Origin of the sequence: Klebsiella sp. 54, from assembly GCF_018223875.1 — a bacterium.
GTDB classification, from domain to species: Bacteria; Pseudomonadota; Gammaproteobacteria; order Enterobacterales; family Enterobacteriaceae; genus Klebsiella; species Klebsiella quasipneumoniae.
In genome coordinates this window covers 148,843-161,146 of sequence record NZ_JAGRRA010000015.1, presented here as the reverse complement: position 1 = coordinate 161,146, position 12,304 = coordinate 148,843, and the positions used below count along the sequence as shown (strand labels likewise).

Genomic DNA, 12,304 nt, shown 5'->3' with positions numbered 1-12,304 from the left:
CTGGCCCCGCCTGATGGCGGAATAAAACGCTCTCAGAATCGTTTCCTTTGTACCCCACCAGACCCTCAGGCCGCGGCCAATAATGAAAAAGAGGGAGGATATTTTCTGAGCAGGCCCCAATACACCACCTGACCTTTACGGTCGGATTGATTGGCATTAAGGAGTGTTATGAGTGACTCAACGCTCGCAGGCAATACGCCTGTCAGACGAAATATCACGCGAAAAAACGTTATTACCGGTCTGTTATTGCTGCTGTTCGTGTTGATTGCGCTGTGGTGCCACGGTCGACCGGGCAGCGAGCTTGGCCTGCTGGGATTTACGCCGCTGGTGGCGTTAGCGATATTATCGCTGATCGGCGTCGATATTGTGCTGGCGGTCATCTCCTCGATTATTATCGCCATGATCATGACCTCAACCGGTCTGCCGGAAATGGGCGTGATGTTGGCGAAATCCACCGGGTCATTTATTGCCACCGTCGGGCTTATCATTATGCTCGGCGCCGGCGTGGGGGAGGTAGCCACCCGCACCGGCGCGGCGGTTGAGCTGGTGAAATTCGTGGTCCACCGTATTGGGCTGTCGAGCCAGACGCGGGTCAAGTTCGGCATTGTGGTGTCATCGATTTTAATTTGCGGTTCGCTGGGCACCATGGCCGGCGGCAACGCGATTATTGTCGCAGTGATTATCCCCGTAGCGGCGGCGGTACGCTTAACGCCGCCGACGGTGGCCGCGCTGATGATGACCGCCGGTTCCGTTGGACTCTTTACCGGGCCTTTCACCCCCAGCACCGTGACGATCCTCAGCCTTGGCGGACTGAGCTATCCGGATTATCTGCTGTATGTCGGCCTGCCGATGAGCGCCGTCACCCTGTTAGCCGGCTGGATCATGGCGGGACGTATCCAGAAGATGACCGAAGGCAAACTGTGCTATGAGGTCGATCTCTCGGAAAAGCCGCAAGAGGAACTTAACGCCGCGCAGCAGCGCCGGCGTAAATTAAGCGCGCTGGCTTTCGCCGCGACCATCATCGTGATGGCGGTAGTTGGAGTGGTGATTAAAGCCGGCTTTAGCTTTGCAATTATCGTCATGCTGCTGGTGGCGCTGATGACCGGGCTGGTAGGCGGCCTGCGGCCGACGCAGATCCTGCAGGCCCTCTATCACGGCTGCGGTCGTCTGGTGTGGATGTTTATTCTCTACTGGCTGTACAACCCGATCCTTGAGCTGATGGATGGCCTGCACGCCTATCAGGGGCTGCTGGAGTATACCCAGCCGTTGCTGGAGGGGATCTCCCCGGCCTGGCTGTGCTTTAGCATCTTCGCGTTCAATATTATCGGCCATGTGCCTGGCGCGGCGGTGGCCCAGATGACCTTTACTCATAAAATCTTTGGCCCAATGCTGATGGCCGCCGGCGTGCCGCCGCAGGGGACCACCGCGGTGCTGCTGGCCTCGTCTCAGGTGGACTGGTTCGGGCCGTTCCCCTCATCGGACATGTTCGGCCAGATGGGGCTGGCACAGTCTACTCATCTGAAATACATGCTCTATAACGGCTGGGCAATCGTGGTGGCGAACATCATTCTCTTCGCGCTGCTGTTTCAGATCCTGGTGTAAAGCGGGATGGTCGACGCGGGGGAGCCTCCTCCGCGTCGACGTTTGGCTGTGAGGTTTTCCTTTTCTCACCGCGACAGCCACCGTAAAATCAGCCTCTTGTTCCCAGTGCGTAATGGAATCTATGCTGACTCTCGCCCATCTCCAACAGCGCCGCAGCCGGCGTTGGCTCTTTGGTTTAACGCTGTTGCTGCTGGTCACCCTGCTGATCAGTCTGTGCGCGGGGGATCAATGGATCCCGCCCGGCGAGTGGTTCAGCGCCAAGGGGCAGCTGTTTATCTGGCAGATCCGCCTGCCTCGGACCCTGGCGGTGTTGCTGGTGGGGGCGGCGCTGGCGCTCTCCGGGGCGATAATGCAGGCGCTGTTTGAAAATCCGCTGGCGGAACCGGGTCTGCTGGGCGTCTCCAACGGCGCGGGCGTCGGGCTGATTGCCGCCGTCCTGTTGGGCAAAGGCCTGTTACCAGGCTGGGCGCTTGGGCTGTGCGCGATCCTCGGCGCGCTGCTGATCACCTTTATTCTGCTGCGTTTCGCCCGCCGCCATCTTTCCACCAGCCGTCTGCTGCTGGCGGGGGTGGCGCTGGGCATCATCTGCAGCGCCCTGATGACCTGGGCGGTGTACTTCTCCACCTCTTTTGACCTGCGGCAGCTGATGTACTGGATGATGGGCGGGTTTGGCGGCGTCGACTGGCAGCAGCTGTGGCTGATGATAGCCCTCCTGCCGGTACTCTGCTGGGTCTGTCTGCAGTCACAACCCCTGAATTTACTGGCGCTGGGCGAAGTCTCCGCCCGTCAGCTCGGGCTGCCGCTGTGGCTGTGGCGCAAGCTGCTGGTGGTGGCGACCGGCTGGATGGTCGGCGTGAGCGTGGCGCTGGCGGGGGCGATTGGCTTTATCGGCCTGGTGATCCCGCACATTCTGCGGCTATGCGGCTTGAGCGATCACCGGGTGTTGCTCCCGGCCTGCATGCTGGCGGGGGCAAGCGCTTTGCTGGGGGCGGATATTATCGCCCGGCTGGCGCTTTCCGCCGCTGAGCTGCCGATTGGCGTGGTGACGGCGACGCTGGGCGCGCCGGTCTTTATCTGGTTGCTGCTGCGCTCGCGGTGACGGGGATAGCGCGACGCCGTCTGCAGGGACGGCGCCGGCTCGGGCTTACCAGCCTTTGATCGCGTCGCCTTTGTAGACTTCCTTCGCTTTTTCCGCGACTTCACTGGTCTGGAAGGCGGCTTTCAGTTCCTGAATTTTCTTGCTGTCCTTGTTATCCTCGCGGGCGACGATCGCATTCACGTAAGGGGAATCCGGTCCCTCCATGAACAGGCCGTCGCGGGCGGCCGACAGGCCAGCCTGGGCGGAGAAGTTGGTGTTAATGATTGACAGGCTGACGTTCGGGTCATCCAGAGTACGAGTCAGCTGCGGGGTATCCACCTCCACAATTTTCAGCTGTTTTGGGTTGTCGATGATATCCAGCGTGGTGGGTAAATAGCCGACGCCCGGTTTCAGCTTGAGCAGTCCCTGCGCCTGCAGCAGCAGCAGGCTGCGGCCCAGGGTGGTGGTTTCATTAGAGATGGTCACTGTCGCCCCCTCAGGGAGCTCGCTGATATTTTTGATGCGATGTGAATAGGCGGCGATAGGGAAGACAAAGGTTTTACCCACCACCGCGAATTTATAGCCGCGCTCCTTCGACTGCGCCTCAAGGTAAGGCAGGGTCTGGAAGGCGTTGGCATCCACATCTTTGTTGTTCAGCGCTTCGTTAGGCAGCACGTAATCATTGAAGGAGACCACTTCGACGTCGAGGTGATATTTATCCTTCGCTACCTGCTCCACTACTTTCCAGATGGCTTCGTCCGGCCCGGTATTGATAGCGACTTTCACTTTATTATCTTCATCCGGAGAGCAGGCGCTCAGCAGGGCGACAGAGGCGGCGATTAACGCCAGGCTAAACAACTTCTTCATCAATAAAACTCTCTTAAATTAACAAGTAACAAAACCATATTACATTCATGGAACACTGTACACGGAAATGGTTGCCTGCCCAATTGAGAGGATTTCATGTTGCCGACGGGCAGCGAAGCGCTGTTACATCATGCGACAACTCGCGGGGATTGGCAGTAGAATGGCGGGCGCTGAATCCGCTACAGTAGATAGGGATCACCTTCACCGGAAACCGGTTTATCCATTGAGGACAGGCTATGCAACATGACATTCTGAATACCGAAGTGACGACCATTGATGGCGAGAAAACCACCCTGGCATCCTTTGCCGGCAAGGTACTGCTGATCGTCAATGTGGCCTCCAAATGCGGCCTGACGCCGCAGTACGAGCAACTGGAGGACCTGCAAAAGCAGTTTGCCGGCGAGGGCTTCAGCGTCCTGGGCTTCCCCTGCAACCAGTTCCTCGGCCAGGAGCCGGGCAGTGAAGAAGAGATTAAGACCTTCTGCAGCACCACCTACGGCGTCACCTTCCCGCTGTTCAGCAAGATTGACGTCAACGGCGAACATCGCGCGCCGCTCTATCAAAAGCTGGTTGCCGCCGCGCCGAAGGCGGTGGCCCCGGAAGGCAGCGGTTTTTATGAGCGGATGGCCAGCAAGGGCCGGGCGCCGCTGTACGTGGACGACATTCTGTGGAATTTCGAAAAATTCCTCGTCGATCGCCAGGGCAACGTCATTCAGCGCTTCTCTCCGGACATGACGCCGGACGATCCGCAGCTGGTGGCGGCGATTAAAGGAGCGCTGGCGAAATAATGTCGTTTCTGATGCAGCTACAGGATGTAGAAGCGGCGGGGCGTTTGGCCCCGTTTTCTGCGGCCTTTCGCGCCGGGGAGATCGTCCACCTGGTGGGGCCTAACGGCGCAGGGAAGAGCACGCTGCTGGCCCGCATGGCGGGACTGTCCGACGGCCCCGGTACGATTCATTTTAACGGACGACGGCTTGACGAGTGGCCGGCGACGGAGCTGGCGCGCCGTCGCGGATATCTGTGTCAACACCAGACCCCGCCGTTCGCCATGCCGGTGTGGCACTACCTGGCGCTGCATATGCAGCAGCAGGGTGATAGCGCCCGTCTGAGCGATATCGCGGCCCGGCTTGGTCTGGACAATAAGCTGGGCCGTCCGGTCAATCAGCTGTCGGGCGGCGAGTGGCAGCGCGTGCGGCTGGCGGCAGTGATCCTGCAGATCGATCCCTTAAGCAATCCCGTGGGTCAACTGCTGCTGCTGGATGAGCCGATGAACAGTCTGGATGTGGCCCAGCAGGCGGCGCTGGATCGGCTGTTACGCGAGCTAAGCGCGGCGGGAATTGCGGTGGTGATGAGCAGTCACGATCTCAACCACACTTTGCGCCATGCCCGACAGAGCTGGCTGCTCTGCCAGGGGGAAGCCATCGCCTGCGGGGAGACCGCCGAGGTGCTGAATGAGGAAAATTTAACCGCCGCCTATGCGATCCCGTTCCAGCGCGTGGAGGTGGCCGGTCATATTATGCTCATCGCGTCACAGTAGCACGCAGTTATCTTGTCACTATATTGATAAACAAGCTAAATTATTGCGATAAAGAGACTAGGGACAGAGGGATCATCTGAAATGCGCTTCTGGTTCATGTTGGCGGCGGCGTTAATTTTAGCCGGCTGCAGCAGCCATCGGGCACCGCCGCCGAATCCTCGGCTGGCTGACTCCATTACGGTGGTGGCGAATCTGAACGAGCAGCTGCGCAGCTGGCGCGGCGCACCGTATCGCTACGGCGGCATGACGCCGCGCGGCGTCGACTGCTCCGGCTTTGTGGTGCGCACGTTTCGCGATAAATTTGCCCTCCAGCTGCCGCGCGAAACCCGCGAGCAGGCGGAAATCGGTACCCGGATTGATAAGCGCGATCTGCTGCCTGGCGATCTGGTGTTCTTCAAAACCGGCTCAGGCGAAAGCGGCCTGCACGTCGGCATCTACGATACCGATAACCAGTTTATACATGCCTCCACCAGTCAGGGCGTCACCCGTTCCTCGCTGGATAACGTCTACTGGAACAAAAAGTTCTGGCAGGCGCGGCGTATCTGACGTCATTCAGCGGCCTGAGGGAAGCGAGCGCTTCCCTTTTTTATGCCGATAACCCTGCACTCCGCCCGTGTTAATCCGCTGTTCCAGGCACTACACTGGAGAGAGGAGGAACCATGACCCTTTCTTTTACCACCCACTGGCGGGATGAACTGCCGGACTTTTACACTTCCCTGTCACCAACGCCGCTGGATAACGCCCGACTTATCTGGCGCAACGCCCCGCTGGCGCAACAGCTGGGCGTCCCTGACGCGCTGTTTGCGCCTGAAAGCGGGGCCGGCGTCTGGGGCGGGGAAGCGCTGCTCCCGGGCATGTCCCCGCTGGCGCAGGTATACAGCGGCCATCAGTTTGGCGCCTGGGCCGGCCAGCTGGGCGACGGCCGCGGGATCCTGCTCGGCGAGCAGCAGCTGGCGGATGGCCGTCGTTACGACTGGCATCTGAAAGGCGCCGGCCTGACCCCCTATTCGCGGATGGGAGACGGCCGCGCCGTGCTGCGCTCGACGATCCGGGAAAGTCTGGCGTCAGAGGCGATGCACGCCCTGGGGATCCCGACGACGCGCGCCCTGGCGATGGTGACCAGCGATACGCCGGTCTACCGCGAGCGCGTGGAGCCTGGCGCGATGCTGATGCGGGTGGCCGAGAGCCATGTCCGCTTTGGCCATTTCGAACATTTTTACTATCGTCGCGAGCCGCAGAAGGTCCAGCAGCTGGCCGACTATGTCATTCGCCACCACTGGCCGCAACTGCAGGATGAGGCGGACAAGTACCTGTTATGGTTCCGTGACGTTGTCACGCGTACCGCGCAGACCATCGCCAGCTGGCAAACCGTGGGCTTTGCCCATGGGGTGATGAATACCGACAACATGTCGATTCTCGGTTTGACCATCGACTACGGCCCGTATGGCTTCCTTGACGATTTTCAGCCGGACTTCATCTGCAACCACTCCGACTATCAGGGGCGCTACAGTTTTGAAAACCAGCCGGCGGTGGGGCTGTGGAATCTGCAGCGTCTGGCCCAGTCGCTGTCGCCGTTTATCAGCGCCGAAGCGCTGAATGCGACGCTGGATGAGTATCAGCACGCCTTGCTGACCGCCTATGGCCAGCGGATGCGCGACAAGCTTGGCCTGTTCAGCCAGCAGAAAGGGGATAACGACCTGCTCGACGGTCTGTTTGCCCTGATGATCCGCGAGAGAAGCGACTATACCCGAACGTTCCGCCTGCTGAGCCACAGCGAACAGCTCAGCGCCGCCTCGCCGCTGCGCGACGAGTTTATCGACCGTGCGGCTTTCGACAGCTGGTTCGCTGGATATCGCGCGCGGCTGCGTGATGAACAGGTGGGGGATGCCCAGCGCCAGCAGCGGATGCAGGGCGTCAACCCGGCGCTGGTATTACGTAACTGGCTGGCGCAGCGGGCGATCGAGCAGGCTGAGGCTGGCGATATGGGGGAGCTGGAGCGTCTGCATGCCGCGCTGGCCGATCCTTTCACCGATCGCGAGGACGACTACGTCCGCCGGCCGCCGGACTGGGGGAAACGTCTGGAAGTCAGCTGCTCGAGCTAACTCGCCTCGCCCCGCGCACCGCGGGGCGACTATTTGGTCAGGATCAACTTCCCGGCGTGGGTCTGGCGCAGCAGATAGCGCTGGCCGCCATGCTCAATGACTACCCGTCCTTCGCTGCCTAACAGAACCCGACTGCTGATCTGTCTGTCCGTCGCCACGGGATAGGGGGCATTGTCTTTTGGTTTTTCAGCTGTGGCAGTGTTATCCATACGCGTCATAGCTCTCAAAATAAAAATCAAAGCAACAATGATAATCATTATCAATAATGTTGTTTTTGACGGCAAGCGTTATTTATCGTGTTACCGAATTTGGTAGGGAATGTCAGAAGGGGTTCGCCCACCGCATGCGCGGCGGGCGGAGCGGTCACAGACGGGTGGCCGTGGCGGCCGCCAGCTCACTCAATAAACGTTCGCTGTCTTCCCAGCTCAGGCAGGGATCGGTGATCGACTGGCCCCAGGCCAGCGGCTGGCCGGGAACCACTTTCTGGGTCCCTTCCTGCAGGAAGCTCTCCGCCATAATGCCGGCGATGGCGGTAGAGCCCGCGCGAATTTGCTGACAGATATCGGCGCACACCTCCAGCTGACGGCGATGCTGCTTCTGGCAGTTGCCATGGCTGAAGTCGACCACCAGCTGCTCCGGCAGATCGAATTCCCGCAGCGCCTCGCCGGCGGCGGCGATGTCCTCGGCGTGATAGTTCGGCCGTTTGCCGCCGCGCATAATGATATGCCCGAACGGGTTGCCGCTGGTCTGGTAAATCGTCATCTGCCCCTGCTTGTCCGGGGAGAGGAACATATGGCTGGCGCGGGAGGCGCGGATGGCGTCCACGGCGATGCGCGTATTGCCGTCGGTGCCGTTTTTAAACCCGACCGGGCAGGAGAGCGCCGAAGCCATTTCACGGTGGATCTGACTTTCAGTGGTGCGCGCCCCGATGGCTCCCCAGCTGATGAGATCGGCGATAAACTGACCGGTCACCATATCGAGAAACTCGGTGGCCGTCGGCACCCCCAGCTCATTGACCTGCAGCAGCAGGCGCCGTGCCAGCTCAATCCCGTGGTTGACCCGGTAGCTGCCGTTGAGATCCGGATCGGAGATTAAGCCTTTCCAGCCCACCACAGTACGGGGTTTTTCAAAGTAGGTGCGCATCACGATCTCCAGCTGCGGCTGGTAGCGCTCGCGCATGGTCTGCAGGCGGCGGGCATACTCCATCGCCGCGTCGGTGTCGTGAATGGAGCAGGGGCCGATAATCACCAGCAGGCGGCGGTCTTCGCCGTTGAGGATTTTTTCAATTCGGCGACGGGAGGCCGAGACGTGGGCGGCCACGTCGGCCGTAACGGGATGGCGCTGGGCCAGCTCCGCGGGCGTTACCAGGCTTTCAATGCGCGCGGTACGCAATTCGTCTGTTTTATTCATTGGGGTCTCAAAAATCTGTTTCTTCGCCAGCGAAAATGCCGGGAAGTGATGCGCATCACGATAAACCAATCCCTGCTTATTGCAAGAGCAGGGCATGATCCTGTATAGGCCACGGGTGATAGCATAAACAAATTTTTAATAATGTACTAGTGTATTAGTACATCCTGCGATTCAGCCCCATGATGTCCATGATTTTTGTCGCTATTTCCTCAACGGAATAGTTGGTGCTGTTCAGGCAGGGGATTTTATTCTTGCGATACAGCGCCTCCACTTCGGTCACTTCCATCCGACACTGGCGCAGCGAGGCGTAGCGGCTGTTCTCCCGGCGCTCCTCGCGGATCGCCGCCAGACGTTCCGGATTGATGGTCAGGCCGAACATCTTATGCTGCAGGGGTTTCAGCGAGGCCGGCAGAACCAGATTGTCCATATCGTCGGCGATAAACGGATAGTTGGCGGCGCGAATGCCGTACTGCATGGCGAGGTACAGACTGGTGGGCGTCTTGCCGCAGCGCGACACGCCGAGGAGGATCACCTGCGCCTGGTCAAGGTTGCGCAGCGAGATGCCATCGTCATGGGCGAGGGTGTAATCGATGGCGGCGATACGCGCATCGTATTTGATCAGGTTCCCGGGGTTCAGGCCGTGGGTGCGGTGCGCCACCGGGGTCGGGTCGAGGTTGAGCTCCTGCTGCAGCGGGGCCACCAGCGCCTGAACGATATCCTGACAAAAGCCCTCGCTTTGCAGAATGATATCGCGGATCTCCGGAATGACGATGGAATAGAACACCAGCGGGCGGATGCCCGTTTGCTGATAAATCGCGTCAATCTGCTCTTTCACCGCCCGCGCACGGCTGATATTTTCCACAAACGGCAGGGTCACGCTGCTGATGGCGACCGGGAATTGCGACATGACGGCATGTCCCAGCACCTCCGCCGTAATGGCGGTACCGTCAGAAATATAAAATACGTGGCGATCTACAGCACTTTCCATTTTGACCATCCGGTATAATGAGTTTAATTGCCTGAAAGCGGATATTAAATTTAAGCATATCCCTGTTTGATTTGTCTCTTGTTAAAATTGAAACACTATTTTTGTTTTTTATGAAAAGGGTGGTTCATTTTCTTTTTTTTGCCGTTATTTCCAGCGTTTCTCGTCATAATTCCTAAAAATCATCAAGTTATCTATATCAGAGGAACAGTCCGAAAAAAGAAAAAATAATTTGCTTGAACGATTCACCGTTTTTTTCAGCACCATAAATATGTCAGGATAATCTTGCAGTCGATCGTGAAATTTTTTTCACTGGTATTAAATCACAAAAGGATTGTCTCGATGTCCAACAATGGCTCGTCACCGCTGGTGCTTTGGTATAACCAACTCGGCATGAATGATGTAGACAGAGTTGGGGGCAAAAATGCCTCCCTTGGTGAAATGATTACGAATCTGTCCGGTATGGGTGTTTCCGTACCTAACGGGTTTGCCACCACCGCTGATGCTTTCAACCAGTTCCTGGACCAAAGCGGTGTTAACCAGCGCATCTATGCGCTGCTGGATGAAACCGACATTGACGACGTTTCCGCATTAGCGAAAGCGGGCGCGCAGATCCGACAGTGGATCATCGATACCCCCTTCCAGAGCGAACTGGAAAACGCGATTCGCGATGCTTATGACCTGCTGTCCGCCGATGACGCCGAGGCCTCATTCGCCGTGCGCTCTTCCGCCACCGCGGAAGATATGCCGGACGCCTCCTTCGCCGGGCAGCAAGAGACATTCCTCAACGTGCAGGGCTTTGACGCCGTGCTCGTTGCCGTGAAGCACGTATTTGCTTCACTGTTTAACGATCGCGCGATCTCCTATCGCGTGCATCAGGGTTACGATCATCGCGGCGTGGCGCTCTCCGCCGGGGTGCAGAGGATGGTCCGCTCCGATCTGGCCTCCTCCGGCGTCATGTTCTCCATCGATACCGAATCCGGCTTTGACCAGGTGGTGTTTATCACCTCGGCGTGGGGTCTGGGCGAGATGGTGGTGCAGGGCGCGGTGAACCCGGACGAATTCTACGTCCACAAACCGACGCTGGCCGCTGGCCGCCCGGCGATCGTGCGCCGCACTATGGGCTCGAAAAAGATCCGCATGGTTTACGCGCCGACCCAGGAGCACGGCAAGCAGGTGCGTATCGAAGATGTGCCGCAGGCGCAGCGCGATATCTTCTCGTTAACCAACGAGGAGGTGCAGGAGCTGGCGAAGCAGGCGGTGCAGATCGAGAAGCACTACGGCCGTCCGATGGATATCGAGTGGGCGAAAGATGGCCACACCGGTAAGCTGTTTATCGTCCAGGCGCGTCCGGAAACCGTGCGTTCCCGCGGCCAGGTGATGGAGCGTTATACCCTCCACGCTCAGGGGCAGATCATCGCCGAAGGGCGCGCCATCGGCCATCGCATTGGCGCCGGTCCGGTGAAGGTGATCCACGATATCAGCGAGATGAACCGCATTGAGCCGGGCGACGTGCTGGTTACCGATATGACCGACCCGGACTGGGAACCGATCATGAAGAAAGCCTCGGCGATCGTCACCAACCGCGGCGGCCGTACCTGCCACGCGGCTATCATCGCCCGTGAGCTGGGTATTCCGGCGGTGGTCGGCTGCGGCGATGCCACCGATCGCATTCAGGAAAACCAGAACGTGACCGTCTCCTGCGCCGAAGGCGATACCGGCTATGTCTACGCCGAGCTGCTCGACTTCAGCGTCAAGAGCTCCAGCGTCGGCGACATGCCGGATCTGCCGCTGAAGGTGATGATGAACGTCGGCAACCCGGATCGCGCCTTCGACTTCGCCTGCCTGCCGAACGAAGGCGTGGGTCTGGCGCGGCTGGAGTTTATCATCAACCGCATGATTGGCGTGCACCCGCGCGCGCTGCTGGAGTTTGACGACCAGGAGCCGGGCCTGCAGAACGAAATCCGCGAGCTGATGAAAGGCTACGATTCGCCGAGAGAGTTCTACGTTGGCCGCCTGACCGAAGGGATCGCCACCCTTGGTGCCGCTTTCTATCCGAAACGGGTGATCGTGCGTCTGTCGGACTTCAAGTCGAACGAATACGCCAACCTGGTAGGCGGCGAGCGCTATGAGCCGGAAGAAGAGAACCCGATGCTCGGCTTCCGCGGTGCCGGACGCTACGTTTCCGAAAGCTTCCGCGACTGCTTCGCGCTGGAATGTGAAGCCATGAAGCGCGTGCGTAACGACATGGGGCTGACCAACGTTGAAGTGATGGTGCCGTTCGTCCGTACCGTTGCCCAGGCGAAAGCGGTGGTCGAAGAGCTGGAGCGTCAGGGGCTGAAGCGCGGCGAGAACGGGCTGAAGATCATTATGATGTGCGAGATCCCGTCGAACGCATTGCTGGCGGAGCAGTTCCTCGAATACTTCGACGGCTTCTCCATCGGTTCGAACGACATGACCCAGCTGGCGCTCGGTCTGGACCGCGACTCCGGCGTGGTCTCTGAGCTGTTTGATGAACGCAACGACGCGGTGAAAGCCCTGCTGTCGATGGCGATCCGCGCCGCGAAGCAGCAGGGTAAATACGTCGGCATCTGCGGCCAGGGGCCGTCTGACCATGAAGATTTTGCCGCCTGGCTGATGGAGGAGGGGATCGATAGCCTGTCCCTCAACCCGGACACCGTGGTGCAAACCTGGTTAGGTCTGGCGGAACTGAATAAATAAGT

12 protein-coding genes are annotated in these 12,304 nt (G+C 59.1%); 7 read left to right on the top strand and 5 right to left on the bottom strand.

What is annotated here, in order from left to right; all coding sequences use genetic code 11:
* The first annotated feature begins 168 nt into the window (after nt 1-168).
* Both KHQ24_RS23500 and btuC read left to right on the top strand, forming a co-directional pair.
* Nucleotides 169-1,602, top strand: a complete 1,434-nt coding sequence (locus KHQ24_RS23500; protein ID WP_004203129.1) for a hypothetical protein — start codon at nt 169-171, stop codon at nt 1,600-1,602.
* 121 nt (nt 1,603-1,723) lie between these two features.
* The gene (gene btuC, locus KHQ24_RS23495) at nt 1,724-2,701 is read left to right on the top strand and encodes a vitamin B12 ABC transporter permease BtuC (protein ID WP_004203127.1); all 978 of its coding nucleotides are present in this window, start codon (nt 1,724-1,726) and stop codon (nt 2,699-2,701) included.
* A 45-nt stretch (nt 2,702-2,746) separates the two neighbouring features.
* On the opposite strand, the gene KHQ24_RS23490 is transcribed toward btuC, so the two are convergent.
* On the bottom strand, nt 2,747-3,547 hold the full coding sequence (locus tag KHQ24_RS23490) for a MetQ/NlpA family ABC transporter substrate-binding protein (protein WP_004203125.1): 801 nt from the start codon (nt 3,545-3,547) through the stop codon (nt 2,747-2,749).
* 236 nt (nt 3,548-3,783) lie between these two features.
* Between KHQ24_RS23490 and KHQ24_RS23485 the strand changes: the two genes are divergently transcribed.
* The 4 genes from KHQ24_RS23485 to selO all read left to right on the top strand — a co-directional run bounded on the left by KHQ24_RS23485 (nt 3,784) and on the right by selO (nt 7,186).
* Nucleotides 3,784-4,335 (top strand): glutathione peroxidase, encoded by a 552-nt coding sequence (locus KHQ24_RS23485; protein WP_004203124.1) that lies wholly within the window; start codon nt 3,784-3,786, stop codon nt 4,333-4,335.
* On the top strand, nt 4,335-5,084 hold the full coding sequence (gene btuD, locus KHQ24_RS23480) for a vitamin B12 ABC transporter ATP-binding protein BtuD (protein ID WP_004203123.1): 750 nt from the start codon (nt 4,335-4,337) through the stop codon (nt 5,082-5,084). Before KHQ24_RS23485 ends, btuD begins: the two co-directional genes overlap by 1 nt.
* Nucleotides 5,085-5,165: 81 nt before the next feature.
* Nucleotides 5,166-5,630: an NlpC/P60 family protein gene (locus KHQ24_RS23475; RefSeq protein ID WP_002909082.1), complete on the top strand. Its 465-nt coding sequence runs from the start codon at nt 5,166-5,168 to the stop codon at nt 5,628-5,630.
* Nucleotides 5,631-5,743: 113 nt separating this feature from the next.
* A complete protein-coding gene (gene selO, locus KHQ24_RS23470; protein WP_043519800.1) occupies nt 5,744-7,186 on the top strand; it encodes a protein adenylyltransferase SelO in 1,443 nt (480 codons plus the stop codon).
* A gap of 29 nt (nt 7,187-7,215) precedes the next feature.
* On the opposite strand, the gene hemP is transcribed toward selO, so the two are convergent.
* The 4 genes from hemP to KHQ24_RS23450 form a co-directional block, all read right to left on the bottom strand.
* Nucleotides 7,216-7,395 carry a hemin uptake protein HemP gene (hemP, locus tag KHQ24_RS23465; protein WP_023290103.1) on the bottom strand — a complete coding sequence of 60 codons (180 nt, stop codon included), beginning with the start codon at nt 7,393-7,395 and terminating at the stop codon, nt 7,216-7,218.
* Between the two features lie 154 nt (nt 7,396-7,549).
* Nucleotides 7,550-8,596 carry a 3-deoxy-7-phosphoheptulonate synthase AroH gene (gene aroH, locus KHQ24_RS23460; protein ID WP_004203118.1) on the bottom strand — a complete coding sequence of 349 codons (1,047 nt, stop codon included), beginning with the start codon at nt 8,594-8,596 and terminating at the stop codon, nt 7,550-7,552.
* Between the two features lie 154 nt (nt 8,597-8,750).
* Nucleotides 8,751-9,584 (bottom strand): pyruvate, water dikinase regulatory protein, encoded by an 834-nt coding sequence (locus KHQ24_RS23455; RefSeq protein WP_002909061.1) that lies wholly within the window; start codon nt 9,582-9,584, stop codon nt 8,751-8,753.
* Nucleotides 9,585-9,728: 144 nt separating this feature from the next.
* Nucleotides 9,729-9,848, bottom strand: coding sequence for a hypothetical protein (locus tag KHQ24_RS23450; protein ID WP_004203117.1), 120 nt, complete (start codon nt 9,846-9,848; stop codon nt 9,729-9,731).
* 75 nt (nt 9,849-9,923) lie between these two features.
* On the opposite strand from KHQ24_RS23450, the gene ppsA reads away from it, so the two are divergent.
* The gene (gene ppsA, locus KHQ24_RS23445) at nt 9,924-12,302 is read left to right on the top strand and encodes a phosphoenolpyruvate synthase (protein WP_004203115.1); all 2,379 of its coding nucleotides are present in this window, start codon (nt 9,924-9,926) and stop codon (nt 12,300-12,302) included.
* Nucleotides 12,303-12,304: the final 2 nt, after the last annotated feature.